Annotated in this window: 12 protein-coding genes; 8 read left to right on the forward strand and 4 right to left on the reverse strand. The window is 73.2% G+C overall.

Annotation, left to right across the window (positions count from 1 at the left end; genetic code table 11):
- Positions 1 to 6 precede the first annotated feature (6 nt).
- From ACFQS7_RS17970 to ACFQS7_RS17980, 3 genes are all read left to right on the forward strand, one after another.
- Positions 7 to 3,165, forward strand: a complete 3,159-nt coding sequence (locus ACFQS7_RS17970; RefSeq protein WP_380068490.1) for an efflux RND transporter permease subunit — start codon at positions 7 to 9, stop codon at positions 3,163 to 3,165.
- Between the two features lie 5 nt (positions 3,166 to 3,170).
- The gene (locus ACFQS7_RS17975) at positions 3,171 to 4,568 is read left to right on the forward strand and encodes a TolC family protein (protein ID WP_380068491.1); all 1,398 of its coding nucleotides are present in this window, start codon (positions 3,171 to 3,173) and stop codon (positions 4,566 to 4,568) included.
- A gap of 158 nt (positions 4,569 to 4,726) precedes the next feature.
- Positions 4,727 to 4,999, forward strand: coding sequence for a phage tail protein (locus tag ACFQS7_RS17980; protein WP_380068492.1), 273 nt, complete (start codon positions 4,727 to 4,729; stop codon positions 4,997 to 4,999).
- Positions 5,000 to 5,199: 200 nt separating this feature from the next.
- On the opposite strand, the gene ACFQS7_RS17985 is transcribed toward ACFQS7_RS17980, so the two are convergent.
- The 4 genes from ACFQS7_RS17985 to ACFQS7_RS18000 form a co-directional block, all read right to left on the reverse strand.
- Positions 5,200 to 6,675: a YdiU family protein gene (locus ACFQS7_RS17985; RefSeq protein WP_380068493.1), complete on the reverse strand. Its 1,476-nt coding sequence runs from the start codon at positions 6,673 to 6,675 to the stop codon at positions 5,200 to 5,202.
- A gap of 300 nt (positions 6,676 to 6,975) precedes the next feature.
- The gene (locus ACFQS7_RS17990; protein WP_380068494.1) at positions 6,976 to 7,986 is read right to left on the reverse strand and encodes a zinc-binding alcohol dehydrogenase family protein; all 1,011 of its coding nucleotides are present in this window, start codon (positions 7,984 to 7,986) and stop codon (positions 6,976 to 6,978) included.
- Positions 7,987 to 8,027: 41 nt separating this feature from the next.
- Positions 8,028 to 9,158 (reverse strand): hypothetical protein, encoded by a 1,131-nt coding sequence (locus tag ACFQS7_RS17995; RefSeq protein WP_380068495.1) that lies wholly within the window; start codon positions 9,156 to 9,158, stop codon positions 8,028 to 8,030.
- A gap of 35 nt (positions 9,159 to 9,193) precedes the next feature.
- Positions 9,194 to 9,796, reverse strand: coding sequence for an ABC transporter substrate-binding protein (locus ACFQS7_RS18000; protein WP_380068496.1), 603 nt, complete (start codon positions 9,794 to 9,796; stop codon positions 9,194 to 9,196).
- A gap of 113 nt (positions 9,797 to 9,909) precedes the next feature.
- Here ACFQS7_RS18000 and hpnA point away from each other — a divergent pair, with 113 nt between their 5' ends.
- The 5 genes from hpnA (at position 9,910) to ACFQS7_RS18025 (ending at position 16,058) form a co-directional block, all read left to right on the forward strand.
- Positions 9,910 to 10,905, forward strand: a complete 996-nt coding sequence (gene hpnA, locus ACFQS7_RS18005; RefSeq protein WP_380068497.1) for a hopanoid-associated sugar epimerase — start codon at positions 9,910 to 9,912, stop codon at positions 10,903 to 10,905.
- Positions 10,902 to 12,176, forward strand: coding sequence for a glycosyltransferase (locus ACFQS7_RS18010; protein WP_380068498.1), 1,275 nt, complete (start codon positions 10,902 to 10,904; stop codon positions 12,174 to 12,176). The genes hpnA and ACFQS7_RS18010 overlap by 4 nt, the downstream gene beginning before the upstream one ends.
- A gap of 145 nt (positions 12,177 to 12,321) precedes the next feature.
- Positions 12,322 to 14,352, forward strand: coding sequence for a squalene--hopene cyclase (shc, locus tag ACFQS7_RS18015; protein WP_380068706.1), 2,031 nt, complete (start codon positions 12,322 to 12,324; stop codon positions 14,350 to 14,352).
- 125 nt (positions 14,353 to 14,477) lie between these two features.
- A complete protein-coding gene (locus ACFQS7_RS18020; protein ID WP_380068499.1) occupies positions 14,478 to 15,134 on the forward strand; it encodes a nucleoside phosphorylase in 657 nt (218 codons plus the stop codon).
- Positions 15,135 to 15,239: 105 nt separating this feature from the next.
- Positions 15,240 to 16,058 carry a class II aldolase/adducin family protein gene (locus tag ACFQS7_RS18025; RefSeq protein ID WP_380068500.1) on the forward strand — a complete coding sequence of 273 codons (819 nt, stop codon included), beginning with the start codon at positions 15,240 to 15,242 and terminating at the stop codon, positions 16,056 to 16,058.
- Positions 16,059 to 16,202: the final 144 nt, after the last annotated feature.

Genomic DNA, 16,202 nt, shown 5'->3' on the forward strand with positions numbered 1-16,202 from the left:
CCGGCGATGCTTGGACGTCTTGTCGCCTGGTCGCTGCGGCGCCGGCTGATCGTGCTGCTGGCGACCCTGGTGATCATCGCCTGGGGTGTCGACAGCTACCGCAAGCTGCCGATCGACGCCTTCCCCGATGTCTCGCCGGTGCAGGTGCTGGTCGCCATGCAGGCGCCCGGCCTGCCGCCGGAGGAGCTGGAGGCGCAGGTCACCAACCCGGTCGAGGTGGCGATGAAGGGCATCCCGAACCTGGTCGGGATCCGCTCCATCACCCGTTACGCCACGGCGCTGATGACCTTCGAATTCGCCCCCGGCACCGACATCTACTGGGCCCGCACCCAGGTCGACCAGCGGATGAGCGACCTCGAGGACATCCTGCCGGACAGCGTCTCGGGCGGCCTCGCGCCGGTGGTGACGCCGCTCGGCGAGATGCTGATGTTCACGCTGAACGGCGGCGGCCTGTCGCCGCAGCAGCGGCGCACCATCCTGGACTGGACCATCCGGCCGCAGTTGCGCGGCCTGCCCGGCATCGCCGACGTCAACACGCTCGGCGGCTTCGTCCGCACCTATGAGGTGGCGCCCGACAGCTCGGCCATGGCCGCCCGCGGCATCACCACGGCGATGCTGGCGGAGGCCCTGCAGCAGAACAACCGCAACGACGGCGCCGGCCGGGTGCGCGACGGCGAGGAGGCGCTGCTGGTCCGCGCCGAGGGCCGCATCCGCACCATGGACGACATCCGCGCCATCGTCGTCGCGGCGCACCCGACCGGCGTGGTCCGCGTCTCCGACGTCGCCGATGTCCGCTTCGGCGCGATGGCGCGCAACGGCGTGGTCACCCAGAACGGCGAGGGCGAGGCGGTCTGGGGCATCGTGCTCGGCCTGCGCGGCGCCAATGCCAAGACCGTGGTCAGCAACGCCAAGGCCAAGCTGGCGCAGATCCAGAAGACCCTGCCGGAAGGCGTCGAGATCGAGATCTTCTATGACCGCAACGAGCTGATCGAGGCGGCGGTCTGGACCGTGCAGAAGGTGCTGCTGGAAGCGATCGCGCTGGTGGTCGTGCTGCTCATCCTCTTCCTCGGCAACCTGCGCGCGGCGCTGGTGGTCTCGCTCACCCTGCCGCTGGCGGTGCTGTCCACCTTCATCATCATGCGGCTCACCGGCATCTCCGCCAACATCATGTCGCTCGGCGGCCTGGCCATCGCCATCGGCCTGCTGGTCGACTGCTCGGTCGTGGTGGTCGAGAACACCGCGCACCACTTCGCCCATGCGCATGGCCGCACCGACTACCGCAGCCGCATGCGCATGGCCGGGGAGGCGGTGCGCGAGGTCGCCGTCCCGCTGGTCGCCGGCGTCGTCATCATCGTCACCGTTTTCCTGCCGCTGCTGTCGCTGCAGGGGCTGGAAGGGCGGCTCTTCGCCCCCGTCGCGCTGACCATCACCTTTGCCCTGTGTGCTGCGCTGCTGCTCTCGCTCACCGTCGTGCCGGCGCTGGCCGCGACCCTGCTGAAGCAGGGCGGCGGCACCCGCGACCCCTGGCTGGTCCGCGTGCTGCACCGCGGCTACGACCCCTTCCTCGGCTGGGCGATGAGGAACCCTCTGAAGGTCGGCGCCACGGCGGCCGCCGGCCTGGTGCTGGCCGGCTTCCTCTTCACCCGGATCGGCTCCACCTTCATGCCGGTGATGGACGAGGGCACCCCGGTGGTGACCGTCCGCAAGCATCCGACCATCGGCGTCGATGCCGCGGCCTCGACCGACCTGATGATCCAGCAGCAGCTCATGGCGGCGGTGCCGGAGATCCGCGGGATCATGGGCCGGGCCGGCGCCGACGAGCTCGGCATCGACCCGGTCGGGCTGAACGACAGCGACCACTTCCTCGACATCAAGCCGCGCAAGGAATGGCGCGAGCCGAAGAACCGCAACTTCGTCACCGACGAGGTGCGCCGCGTGCTCGACCACATCCCCGGCATCTCCTACGCGATCAACCAGCCGATCGACATGCGGGTGCAGGAGATGATCATCGGCGCCCGCGGCGACGTGGTGATCAAGGTCTTCGGCTATTCGATCGACGAGCTGAACCGCATCGCCGGCGAGATCGAGGACGCGGTGCAGGGGATCGCCGGCGCCTCCGAGGTCTTCGCCCTGCGCAACGAGGGCATGAAGTACCTGAAGGTGGAGATCGACCGCTTCGCCGTCGGCCGGCTCGGCATCAACGTGCGGGACGTGCAGCAGGCGCTGCGGGTCTGGGTGGACGGCCGCGACGTCGGGCTGGTGCTGGAACAGGAACGCCGCATCCCGCTGATGCTGCGCGGCGAGGGCAGCCTGCGGCGGTCGGCGACCGACCTGCAGCGCGTCATCCTGGCGCTGCCCGGCGGCCGCACCGTGGCGCTGTCCCAGGTGGCGAACATCTCGGAGGAGGAAGGCCCGATCCAGGTGATCCGCGAGGGCACCCAGCGCTATGCGACCGTGCTGGCCAATGTCCGCGGCCGCGACCTGGTCGGCTTCGTCGCCGAGGCCCAGGCGGCGGTGGCCAATGCGGTGAAGGTGCCGGGCGAGTACCGGCTCGAATGGGGCGGCCAGTTCGAGAACCAGCAGCGCGCCTCGGCCCGGCTGGCGATCGTCGTGCCCATCGCGCTCGCGCTGATCTTCCTGCTGCTCTACTTCACCTTCAACTCGGTGCGGGAAGCGCTGCTGGTCTTCTGCAACGTGCCCTTCGCCGCGATCGGCGGCGTCATCGCGCTGTACCTGTCGGGCGAGTTCCTCTCGGTCCCCGCCTCGGTCGGCTTCATCGCGCTGGTCGGCATCGCGGTGCTGAACGGCGTGGTGCTGATCTCCTACATCAACCGGCTGGCGGCCGAGAACGGCCTGTCGCTGCGCGAGGCGACGATGGAGGGCGCCAAGCGGCGGATGACGCCGGTGGTGCTGACCGCGACCATCGCCGCCTTCGGCCTGGTGCCCTTCCTCTTCGCCGAGGGGCCGGGCTCGGAGATCCAGCGGCCGCTGGCCATCGTGGTGATCGGCGGGCTGGTGACCGCGACCGTGCTGACCCTGGTGCTGCTGCCGATCCTCTACGACCGCTTCGCCATGAGCCGGTCGGATGCCGAGGAGGCGCCGGCGGTGGAGCAACCGCGGCCGCATCCGGCGCCCGCCACGCAACGCCCCGCGGCGGCGGAGTGATGACCATGCATCGTGCGTTCCTGGCCGCGGCGATCGCCGCGGCGCTTCTTCCGGCCGGCCGCGGCACCGCGGTGGCGCAGCAGACGCCGCTGTCGCGCCCGCCGCTGTCCTCCTTCCAGGACCTGCCCCCGGTCGCCCGGCCGCAGCCGGCGCCGCGCCGCGTCGTGCCGCCCGAGGCGCCGCCCAGGACCCCGCCCAGGGTCCCGGCCAGCCAGTCCCGCCGGACGCCGCCACCGGCGGCGGCCACGGCGCCGCTGGATACCGCGGCGTTCGGCCGCGACCTCGACGCGGCGCTGGAGATCGACGCCGGCGCGCGCGCCATCCGCGGCCAGCGCGACGCGATCCGGGCGCGCGACGCGCAGGTGCGCTCGCCCATCGCCGGGTCGCCGGCCATCGGCGGGTCGTTCCGCTCCGACACCCGCGGGCCGCGGACGGCGAACGAATGGGATGTCGAGATCGGCGCGCCGATGTGGCTGCCGGGGCAGCGCGGCGCGCTCGCCGGCACCGTCTCGGCGGGCGTCGAGGAACAGGCCCGCCGCCTGGCGCTGCGCCGGCTCGAGCTCGCCGGGGTGCTGCGCGACGCCTACTGGGCGGTGGGTGCGGCGGAATCGGAGCTGGGCGTCGCGCGCGACCGGCTGGCCACCGCGCGCGACATCGGCCGCGACGTGCAGCGCCGGGTGGAACTCGGCGACATCGCCGAGACCGAGGCGCTGCTGACCCGCAACGAGGAGCTGGCCTCGGCGCTGGACTACGCCCGGGCCGAGGCGGCGGTGGCCGCGGCGCAGGCCAGCTACCGGACGCTGACCGGCGGCAGCGCGGCGGCGCTGGCCGCGGGCGCGACGCGGCCGGAGCCGCTGCTGCGGAACGGCGAGGGCCACCCGGCGGTGCAGGCCGCGGAGGCCGCGCTGGCGACCGCCGAATCCCGCGCCCGGCTGGTCGCGGCGACGCCGATCGACAACCCGGAACTGGGTTTCTTCACCCGCAACCAGGGCGGGCCGGTGACCGAGAACGGCACCTCGCTGGGCCTGCGCGTCCGCATCCCGCTGCCGACCGAGGCGCGCAACGCGCCGCGCCGGGCGGATGCGGAATTCGAGCGGACCCGGGCCGAGGGCGAGCTGATCCAGACCCGCCGCGTGGTGGCGGGCGAGGTCGGCCTGGCCAGGCTGGCGGTGGCCGCCGCCGAGCAGTCCCGCCGCCTGGCCGGGGAGCGCCGCGCGGTGGCCGACCGGCAGGAAGGGGCGGCCCGCATCGCCTTCCGCTCCGGCGAGATCGGCGCCTTCGACCTGTTCCGGGTGCGGCAGCTGCGGATCGAGGCGCTGGCGGTGGATGCGCGGGCGCAGGTCGATGTCGGCCGGGCGCGCAGCCGGCTGAACCAGGCGATGGGGCTGGCGCCGGGCGGCTAGGGCCGCTCGCCGCGGGGCGGCCGGGACGCTCCGCACGGCTGCAGGCAAATGGTGTTGCGCGCGTCGCCGGGCGACTAGTCTCGCCGGCGTGGTGGCGGCCCGGCCCTGTGCCGGTGCGTCCCCCGCGACGCGGCACGGCCAGAAGGAGGAAATCAGCCATGGGCACCGAGGACTACCTCGCCTCGATCGGCGTCTTCGCCGGCACCTTCGCCCCGACCAACTACCTGGACTGCGACGGGCGGATCCTGGACATCGCCCACAACCAGGCCCTGTTCTCCTTGATCGGGACCAATTACGGCGGCAATGGGACCAGCACCTTCGCCCTGCCGGACCTCCGCCCGCGGGATGCGAACGGCGCGCCGGTCGCCTTCGCCCCGGACAAGCCGCGCAGCTGCATCTGCGTCGTCGGCGTGTACCCGCCGAGGCCCTAGGGCCTGGCAGGCACCGATGGAGGCGCCTGACAGGCTCCGGGGTATCGTTCCGTCGGGTGATGCACGTCCTTCGGTGCGTCCACCCCCGCCGATCGCGCTCCAGGCTGCGCCGCCCGGCCGATCGCAGGATCCGCCGGCAGGACCGGCATCATGCCCCCGGGCGCCGGGCGGCCGCAGCCGCGGCGGCGCGGGCCTCGGCGTCAGGTGCCGCAGAAGGTCGCCAGGACCCGTTCCTCCGGCTCCGGCGGCAGGGTGAAGCGCTCGAGGCCGGGACGGTCCTCGAAGGGCCGCGCCACTGCGTCCAGCAGCGCCTCGAAGACCGAGAGGTCGCCGTGCTCCACCGCGGCGACGATCGCCGCTTCCATCCGGTGGTTGCGCGGGATGATGGCCGGGTTCACCGCCTGCATCGCCGCGGCGCGGGCGGCCGGCGCGGTGGCTTCCTCCGCCAGCCGGGCGCGCCAGGCGCCGGCCCAGCCGTCATAGGCCGCCCCGTCGGCGAACAGCGCGCGCACCGCCGCATCGCCCTCGGGCCCCGCCGCGGCGCCACACAGCGCGCGGAAGGTCAGGGTGAAGTCGGCGGCATTGGCCTGCATCCGCGCCAGCAGGTCCTCGGCCAGCGCCAGGTCCGCCTCGCGCGGCTGCGCCAGGCCCAGCTTGCGGCGCAGCCCGGCGTGCCAGGCATCCTCGAAGGCCGGGGCGAAGCCGGCGAGCTCCGCCTTGGCGATCTCGATCGCCGGCTCGCTCGCCTCGGCCAGCAGCGGCAGCAGCGTCTCGGCCAGCCGGGTCAGGTTCCAGTGCACGATGCCGGGCTGGTTGGCATAGGCGTAGCGGCCGCCATGGTCGATCGAGCTGAACACCGTGTTCGGGTCGTAGGCATCCATGAAGGCGCAGGGGCCGTAGTCGATCGTCTCGCCGCTTATCGTGCAGTTGTCGGTGTTCATCACGCCGTGGATGAAGCCGACCAGCATCCATTGCGCCACCAGCCGCGCCTGGCGCCCGACCACGGCGCCGAGGAAGGCGCGGTAGGGCTCCTCGGCCTGGGCGATGTCGGGATAGTGCCGGGCGATGGCATAGTCGGCGAGCGTCCGCAGCGCGTCCACGTCCTGCCGGGCGGCGAAGAACTGGAAGGTGCCGACCCGCAGGTGGCTGGCGGCGACCCGGGTCAGCACCGCGCCGGGCAGCGGCGTCTCGCGGTACACGGGCTGGCCGGTTGTGACCGCGGCCAGGCTGCGGGTGGTGGGGATGCCGAGGGCGAACATCGCCTCCGAGATCACGTATTCCCGCAGCACCGGGCCGAGTGCGGCGCGGCCGTCGCCGCCGCGCGAATAGGGCGTGCGGCCGGAGCCCTTGAGCTGGATGTCCCGCCGCAGCCCGTCCGGCCCCACCACCTCGCCCAGCAGGATGGCGCGGCCGTCGCCGAGCTGCGGGGAGAAGCCGCCGAACTGGTGGCCGGCATAGGCCTGGGCCAGCGGCTCCGCGCCTTCGGGCACCACGTTGCCGGCCAGCGCCGCGACGCCGTCCGGGGCGGCCAGCGCCGCGGCATCGAGGCCGAGGGTCGCCGCCAGCGCCGTGTTGACGCGCACCAGGCCGGGGGCGGCGACCGGGGTGGGCGGCAGCTTCGCATAGAAACGGTCCGGCAGGCGGGCGTAGCTGTTGTCGAAGGCGAAAAGGGCCATGCGGCGAAATCCCAGGGGGCTTTCACCCCAGGTCGGGTCTCCCGGTGGCGGGGGCAAGGCCGTCGCGGAGGTTGCATGGCGCATCGCGCAGGTTTATAGGAATATTGTCAAAGCCGGAGGTCTGCCTGGGGCCCCTCCGGGCTTTGTCCGAACAAGCGGCCGCAACCCCTGGGTTGAGCGGCCCAAAGCCTGAATTCCTCAAGCGCCGGGCCGGCAAGCCCTTGGCGTGGTTGCGGAAACCGGGAATGGCCCGGCTGCCGCTTCAATTCGTTTGAGCGAAATTGCCGGGTCGGGGCGCCTTCAGAATCCCTCCAGCACGACCTTGCCGCGCATCGTCCCGGCCTCGACCAGCGCATGCGCCTGGCGCAGGTTGGCCGCCGTGATCGCCCCCAGGTGCCGGGTCATGGTGTGGCGGATGCGGCCGGCATCGACCAGCCCGGCCACCTCGGCCAGCAGCCGGTGCTGCTCCGCCATGTCGGGGGTCTGGTGCAGGGCGCGGGCGAACATGCCCTCGAAGACCAGGCCGGCGGATTTCGGCCGCAGCTTCTGCACGTCCATCCCGCTGGTGGCGTCGATCACGCAGACTAGGCCGAAGGGGGCGAGCAGCTTGCAGATCGCGTCCCAATGCGCGTCGGTCCGGTTGATCCCGAACACGTAGGGCACCCGCAGGCCGAGCGCCTTGACCTGCGCCGGCAGGTCGCCGGCATGATCCAGCACATGGTGCGCGCCGAGCGAGAGGCACCACTCCCGCGTCTCCGGGCGGGAGGCGGTGGCGAGCACGGTCAGCCCGGTGAGCTGCCGCGCCAGCTGGATGGCGATTGAGGCGACGCCGCCGCCGCCGCCGAGGATCAGCACCGCCTCGCCCGGGCGGTCCTCGCCGCGCGGGATGCGGAGACGTTCGAACAGCGCCTCGTAGGCGGTGATGGCGGTGAGCGGCATCGCCGCGGCCTCGGCGAAGGACAGGCTGGCCGGCTTCGGCCCGACGATGCGCTCGTCCACCAGATGGCGTTCGGCATTGGTGCCGGGGCGGTTGACCACGCCGGCATAGGCCACCGCGTCGCCGGGGCGGAACAGGGTGCAGCCCGGCCCCGCCGCGCGCACCACGCCGGCGGCGTCGAACCCCAGCACGCGGGGCCTGCCGCCCGGGTCGGCCGCGGCGCGCTGCTTGGCATCGACCGGGTTGACCGAGACGGCGCGGATCTCGACCAGCAGCTCGCGGCCCTGCGGCGCGGCGGGCTCGGGCAGGTCGAGGTCGAGCAGCGCCTCCGGGTGGTCGATCGGATGGCAATGGGTATAGCCGATGGCCTTCATGGGGTGTCCCTCCCTTGGCCGCGAGGCTAGGGGCGGGCCGCTCACCGCACCAGCCGCAGCGTCCCGGTCGAGGGGATCTCGCCCGCCGATTTCTGCAGGTTCAGCAATTGCGCGGTCAGCGCCAGGACGGGCAGGGTCAGGTCCTCCTGCGCATCCTGCCCGGCGACCCACCAGCGGGTGCCGCGGTAGTCCACCGCCAGGCGCGGCCGCGGCGGCGGGCTGGGCCAGAGCCGGAACAGCCGCGGCGTGTCGCCGCCGATGCGGATGCGGGTGGGCTGCCCGGCCTCCTCCCGCCGCTGCAGGGCGCCGAGATACTGCAGCACCTCCTCGACCGAGCGCAGGTACCAGCCCTGGCCCGGCGTGGCGACGCGGCCGGCCGGCATCGGGTGGTCGGCGACCTCCTCGGCGGTGCAGGGGTCGCCCTCCTGGTTCATCGGCGAGACCTGCGGCGCCTCGTTGTCCATCGCCAGGGCGCGGTGGCCGCCGCCGGCCTCGGCGATGCAGAGCACGGTCTGGCCGACCGGGCGGTAGAGCCGCCAGCCCGCCCCTTCCGGCCGCAGGGTGACGCCGGGCTGGCGCAGGTCGGCGAGGATCTCGGGCGCGCTGGCCTGGGCGGCGCTCAGCCGCGGCCCGAGCGGCACCAGGCGGGTATAGCCGTTGAATTGCAGCCGGCCGTGCCGGGTCAGCGCTTCGACCTGCGCGGCGAATTCCGCATTGCCGGGGGTGTTGGGGATGGCGCGGCCGCCGGGGCCCTCGTCGAAGCGGGAGACCAGCAAATGCAGCAGCAGCCCGTCCGGCAGGCCCTGGTCGGAGAGCAGGCGGAACAGCGCCGGGTCGATCGGCCGCAGCAGGCCGCGGGCGAATTCCTGGCGGTCCAGCGGGCCGATGTCGAAGCTGGGGTTGGAGGCGACGAGCCCGGCCGGCTGCACCCCGTTGTTCACCGCGGTGAGGTCGTAGCCGATGCCGGCCGAGACGGTGAAGGCGCCGTGGATGGCGCCGATGGTGGTGAAGTGCAGCGGCGCCTGGTCGCGCGCGCGGAGGATGTTGACCACCAGCAAGGTGTCGGCGGCCTGCTCCACCGAATGGTTGTAGTCGACGCTGTGCGTGCCGACGACGCCCGAGAGCGAGCAGCCGGAGAGCAGCAGGGCGAGGAGGAGAAGGCAGCGGGTCATGCCGCGGGGACAACGCCAGCGCCGGCGGGTCGTCGCTACCCGCGCAGCAACAACTCGGTCCGCCGGCGCAACTCGGCTTCCAGCCGCGCCGCGCCGCCCTCCCGTAGCAGGCCGGTGAATTCGGCGCGGCGGCTGGCCAGCTCGCTGACCGTGCCGCTCAGATAGACGTCCACCACCCGCCAGGCGCCGCCGAAGTCGCGCATCAGGTAGTTCAGCGCCACCGGCTCGTCGCGCGGGCGCACCAGCTGGGTGCGGACCAGGCGGTCGCCGCTCTGCAGGGTGTTCTCGCCGCTGAGCTGAAAGCTTTCCCCGGCATAGCCGTCGAAGCGGCCGGCGAAGGTGGCGATCGACCAGTCGGCGAAGGCGCGCTGCAGCGCCTGCTGTTCGGCCGGCGGGATCTGCGTCCAGGCCGGGCCGATCGAGATGCGGGTCATCGCCGGCAGGTTGAAGGCCTGCTCCATGACCGGCCGCAGCCGCCGTTCCCGGCCGCGGATGCCGAGGGCTCGCGCGTTCTTCATGATGTCGAGCAGCGTGGCGTTGAAGCCCTCGATCACCGCGGCCGGAGAGGCTTGGGCGAGCGCCGTGGCCGGCAGCAGCGCGGCGAGGAGGAGGAGGGGACGGCGGGGCGAGGCATGCATGGCGCGCGGCTTACCATGGCCGGCGGGCGGCCGGCGACCGGGGGCGGGATCAAGCCGGCTGGAAATGCCGCGCCGGGCGGGCCATTACCTCGCCTGGAACGGGGCGGGGGTGCATGGCGGATCGCGTGATGCTGACGGGCGGGACCGGGTTCCTCGGCTCCGCCATCGCCCGTGCCCTGGTGGCGGGGGGCTACGAGGTCCGCGCCCTGGCCCGGCCCGGCACCCCCCGCGACGTGCTGGACGGCGTCCCGGTCGAGTTCTGCCCGGGCGACCTGACCGATGCCGCGTCGCTCGCCGCCGCCATGCGCGGCTGCGCCGCCGTCATCCACTGCGCCGCCGACTACCGCATCTGGGTGCCCGACCCGGCACGGATGGACGCGGTGAACGTGGCGGGGACCGAGGCGGTGATGCGCGCCGCGCTTGCCGAGGGCTGCGGGCGCGTCGTCCATGTCTCCTCCGTCGCCACGCTGAAGCCGCGCCCCGACGGCCGCCCGGCGACCGAGGCCGATGCCGCCCGGCCCGACCAGGCGATCGGCCCCTACAAGCGCAGCAAGACCGAGGCCGAGCGGCTGGTGGAACGCCTGGTGGCGGAGGCGCGGCTGCCCGCCGTCATCGTCAACCCATCGACGCCGATCGGCCCGCGCGACCGCCGGCCGACGCCGACCGGGCGGATCATCCAGGAAGCCGCGCGCGGCAGGATGCCGGCCTATGTCGATACCGGGCTGAACCTGGTGCATGTGGAGGACGTCGCCGCCGGCTGCGTCGCCGCGCTGACCCGCGGGACGGTGGGGGAACGCCATATCCTGGGCGGCGAGGACGTGCCGCTCGGCGACATGCTGGCGCGGATCGCGGCGATCTTCGGCCATCGGCGCCCGGTGCGGCTGCCGCGCTGGCCGCTCTGGCCGCTGGCGCTGGGGGCGGAGGCGGCCGCGCGGGTGACGCGGCGGGAGCCGATGCTCACCCTCGACGGGCTGCGGATGGCCGGGCACCGGATGTATTTCTCCTCGGCCAAGGCGGAGGCGGTGCTGGGCTACCAGGCGCGGCCCTGGCAGGAGGGGGTGGCGGATGCCGTCGCCTGGTTCCGCGAGCAGGGGATGCTGCGGCGGTGACGGCGTCGCTGGTCGGCCTGGCCGCCTGCCTGGCCTGGGCGGTGCTGCTGCTCGGCCGCGGGATGTTCTGGCGGGGGGAGGACGACGACCGTGGCGCCGCCGCGCTGCCCGACCCGGCCGCCTGGCCGGGCATCGCTGCCATCGTCCCGGCGCGGGACGAGGCGGCGACGATCGGCGCCACCGTGGCCTCGCTGCTGGCGCAGGACTATCCCGGCGAATTCCGGCTGGTCGTGGTCGACGACCGATCGACCGACGGGACCGGCGACCTGGCCCGCGCCGCCGCGGCCGGCGACCCGCGCCTGCTGGTGGTGCGGGGCGGGGCGCGCGCGGCGGGCTGGACCGGCAAGCTCTGGGCGCTGGAGCAGGGGCTGCGGGCGGTGCCGGAAGCACCCGACTTCCTCCTGTTCACCGATGCCGATATCCGCCACGCGCCGGACAGCCTGCGGATGCTGGTGCGGCGGGCCACCGCCGTCCGATCGCCCGCAGGCGCAGCCGAAGGGCGTGAATCGGCCGGCCAGCTTCCCGTCCGATCGCCCGCAGGCGCAGCCGCAGGGCGTGAATCGGCCGGCCATGCCTCTACCGAACAGCCGGTTCTGGTCTCGCTCATGGCCCGCCTCCGCTGCGAGAGCACGGCCGAGCGCTGGCTGATCCCGGCCTTCATCTTCTTCTTCCAGATGCTCTACCCCTTCCGCTGGTCGAACGACCCCGCCGCCCGCACCGCCGCGGCGGCCGGCGGCTGCGTGCTGCTGGACCGCGCCGCCTTCGAGCGCGCCGGCGGGCTGGCGCCGATCCGCGGCGCGCTGATCGACGACTGCGCCCTGGCGCGGCGGATGAAGGCGGTGGGGCCGATCTGGACCGGGCTGACCGACAGGGTCGACAGCCTGCGGCCCTACGAGGATGTCGGGCCGATCCGCCGCATGGTGGCCCGCACCGCCTATGCCCAGCTCGGCTACCGGATGGCGGCGCTGGCGGGGATGATCCTGGCGCTGGCGCTGGTCTTCCTGGCGCCGCCGCTGCTGGCGCTGTTCGCCACCGGCCCGGCCGCTTGGCTCGGCGCCCTGGCCTGGGGCGCCATGACCGTGGCTTTCGCGCCGACATTGCGGCGATTCGGGCTTTCGCCGGTGCGGGGCCTCGCCCTGCCCGGCATCGCCGCCGCCTACATGGCGTTCACGCTGGACTCGGCCCTGGCCGAATGGCGCGGCCGCGGCGGCATGTGGAAGGGGGAGGCCGGCCCGCGCATGGAATCCGGCGCCGATCCGGGCCTGCATTGAACCACACTGCCGCATTAAAGTCGCAACACCTGCGCCGATCGGACTTCGCAAGCGCGATAAACCCACGTAAGCGAGTTACCAAGGAGCCGTGCCGCCTCGTGCCCCCGGGCCCGGCGGCCCGGCGAGGAGAGAGTACGCCTTGTCGATGATGCAGGACCTAGCCGCGGTGGCGGCGCGGCCGGACCTGGCCGAGACGCTGGCCACGACCCCGCAGCCGCTGCTGGATGCCGCCATCGGCCGGGCCACCGGCAACCTGCTGCGCCGCCAGCAGGCCGATGGCCACTGGGTCTTCGAGCTGGAGGCCGACGCCACCATCCCGGCCGAGTATGTCATGCTCCGCCGCTTCTTCGGCCGGCAGGACCCGGCGCGGGAGGCGCGGATCGGCCGCTATCTGCGCCGAATCCAGGCCCAGGAGGCGGCGACCTGCCAGGGCGGCTGGCCGCTTTTCCATGGCGGGCCGCTGGATATCTCCTGCTCGGTGAAGGCCTGGTTCGCGCTGCGGCTGATCGGCGATGCCGAGGACGCGCCGCACATGGTCCGCGCCCAAGCGGCGATCCTGGCCGCCGGCGGGGCGGAGCGCTGCAACGTCTTCACCCGGGCCACGCTGGCGCTGTTCGGCCAGGTGCCCTGGCATGCCGTGCCGGTGATGCCGCCGGAGCTCACCTTGCTGCCGCGCTGGTTCCCCTTCCACCTGTCCAAGGTCAGCTACTGGGCCCGCACCGTGCTGGTGCCGCTGACCGTGGTGATGGCCCGCCGGCCGCCGCCGCTGGCGCCGATCGGGGTCTCGCTGGCCGCGCTGTTCCGCACGCCGCCCGAAAAGGTGAAGCGCTGGCCCGGCGGGGCGCATGCGGCGCAGCCCTGGAAGGGCATCTTCGCCCGGCTGGACAAGGAATTGCAGCGCACCCAGCATTTGTTCCCCGCCAGCATCCGCGCCCGCGCCGAGGCCAAGGCCGAGGCCTTCGTCACCGAAAGGCTGAACGGCGAGGACGGGCTGGGCGCCATCTACCCGGCCATGGCCAATGCGATCTGGATGTACCACTGCCTGGGCGTGCCGGACGACGACCCGCGGCTGGTGACCGCCTGGGCGGCGGTCGAGAAGCTGGTGATGGACCGGCCGGACGCGGACGAAACCTACGTCCAGCCCTGCCTGTCGCCGATCTGGGACACTGCCCTGGTCAGCCACGCCTTGCTCGAGACCGGCGAGCCGGTGGCCGAGGCCGCGGTCACCCGCGGGCTGTCCTGGTTGCTGGACCGGCAGATCACCGACGTCGCCGGCGACTGGGCCGAGGCGCGGCCCGGCGTGGCACCCGGCGGCTGGGCCTTCCAGTATGCCAACCCGCACTACCCCGACGTGGACGACACCGCGGTGGTGGTGCTCGCGCTTGACCGGGCGGAGAAGCAGCTGGGCGCCTCCGGCCCGGCGGTGGCGCGGTCGATTGCGCTGGCCACCGACTGGGTGCTGGGGATGCAGTCGAAGGGCGGCGGCTGGGGCGCCTTCGATGCCGACAACACCCACCACCACCTGAATTCCATCCCCTTCGCCGACCACGGCGCGCTGCTCGACCCGCCGACCGCCGATGTCTCCGGCCGCTGCCTGGCGATGCTGGCGCAGCTCGGCCACGACGCGGGCAGCCCGGCGGTGCGGCAATCGATCGACTACATGCTGGCGGAGCAGGAGCCCGACGGGTCCTGGTATGGCCGCTGGGGGGTCAACTACGTCTATGGCACCTGGTCCGCGGTCACCGCGCTGAACGCCGCCGGCCTGCCGCCGGAACACCCGGCGATGCGCCGGGCGGTGGCCTGGCTGCGGGCCAACCAGAACCCCGATGGCGGCTGGGGCGAGGACGGCTTCACCTATCCCCGCCGCGGCGGCACCCGCGCCGATCCCGACATGGCCCCGGGCCCGAGCACCGCGAGCCAGACCGCCTGGGCGCTGCTGGCGCTGATGGCGGCCGGCGCGGTGGGCGATCCGGCGGTCGAGCGCGGCGCCGCCTGGCTGCTGGCGCGGCAGGAGGCGGACGGGTCCTGGCCGGAGGAGGACTACACCGGCACCGGCTTCCCGCGCGTCTTCTACCTGCGCTACCACGGCTACGCGCAGTTGTTCCCGCTATGGGCGTTGGCGCGCCTGCGTGGCCTGCGGCGCGGCAATTCGCAGCATGTGCCGCACGGGTTGTGATCGCGGGCAGGTGAGGGTCGCGGGCGGGAAGAGTGTGTCCGGAATGTGAATTAGCGTCTGCCTGGAACACGTCAGACCTGCTTATAATGCGATGCAGCATCATACCCGGAGGACGCCCCCTGTCCATGCCACTCTCCTCGATCCTTGCCGTCGTGGGCATGCGGTCCGAGGCGGCGCTGCTTCCCCCGGAGATGCCCGTGATCGTCAGCGGCGGCGACCCGGCGCGGCTGCGCGGGCTGCTGCTGCAGGCGCCCGAGGGGCTGACCGGCGTGCTCAGCTTCGGCATCGCCGGCGGGCTGGACCCGTCCCTGATCTGCGGCGACCTGGTGGTGGCGACCCGGGTGCGGGGCCCTGGCGGCGCCTATGCCTCCGACCTCGGCTGGTCGGCGGCGCTGGCGCGGCGCTGCGGCGCGCGCCTCGGCATGTTCGCCGGCGCGCCGGGCGTGGTGGGGGAGCCGGCGCGGAAACGCGCGCTGCGTGCCGCCACCGGCGCCCTGGTGGTGGATCTGGAAACCGAGGCGGCGGCGCATTTCGCCGCCATGCGGCAACTGCCCTTCGCGGCGCTGCGCGCGGTGGCCGACACGGCGGAGGAGGTGCTGCCGCGCGCCGCGGCGCTCGGCCTGACCCCGGATGGCCGTCCGGCGGCGGGCCGCGTGGCGCTGGCGCTGCTGCGGCAGCCGCGCGAATTGGGCGCGCTGCTGACGGTGGCGCGGCGCAGCCGGGTGGCGCTGCAGGCGCTGGGCGGGACGCGGGACGCGGTGCGCCAGGCCTGCGTGGCGTGACCCGCGGCTGGCGCGATCCGGCGCTGACAACCCGCGCGTTCGCCTCGCGGCCCGAACCGCGTTAGCCTGTGGCCGCGGCCCTGCCGCGGAACGGAGGCAACATCCATGCTCGACAACGTCCTCGGCAACCGCGTCTCGATCTACCAGCCGGAACAGCCGGGGCTGATCTTCCCGGAGCTCCCGCAATTCGCCTCGGTCGCCGAGGAGCGGGACTACCGCAAGCAGCATCTGGTGGCGGCGACGCGCGCCTTCGGCATGCACGGCTTCGACTACGGCTTCGCCGGGCACCTCACGGTGCGCGACCCGGAACACCCGGACCTCTACTGGACCAACCCGATGTGCGTGCATTTCTCCCAGGTGAAGGTCTCGAACCTGATCCTGGCGGACCATGAGGGCCGCGTGGTCGAGGGCCGGCATGCCATCAACCGCGCCGGCTTCGTGCTGCACGCCGCGGTGCACGAGGAATACCCCGAGGTCATGGCGATGTGCCACGCGCACACCACCTACGGCACTGCCTGGTGCGCGACGGGCCGGCCGCTCGACATGATCAGCCAGGATGCGGCGGCCTTCTACAACGACCATGCGGTGATCGGCGCCTCGGCCGGGGCGGTGGCGGTGGAGCGCGAGAGCGGCTGGACGGTGGCCAGGGAGATGGGCCGCAACCGCGGCGTGCTGCACCAGAACCACGGCCTGCTGACCAGCAGCCGGCACAGCATCGACGACGCGGCCTTCTGGTTCATCGCGCTGGAACGCGCCTGCAAGCAGCAACTGCTGGTCGAGGCGACGGGGATCAAGCCGCAGCTGCTGTCGCCGAAGACCGCCGCCTACAGCCGCGAGCATGTCGGCAGCGACTTCATCGGCTGGCTGCATTTCCAGACGCTGTACGACCATATCGCGGCGACGCAGCCGGACATGTTCGACTAGCGTTTCAGCAAGGAAGGTTGGGGAGGGAAAAGTATTCCCTCCCCAAGCCCCACCCTTCCTTTTTGTGAGTCGAGTAGCGCCGCGCGGCGAGTGCCAAGCCCACAGACATAGAGGAGGGTCCAGGGAGGATACCTCCTCCCTGGC

The sequence above is a fragment of the Dankookia sp. GCM10030260 genome (genome assembly GCF_042666655.1).
In the GTDB taxonomy this organism is placed as follows: domain Bacteria; phylum Pseudomonadota; class Alphaproteobacteria; order Acetobacterales; family Acetobacteraceae; genus Paracraurococcus.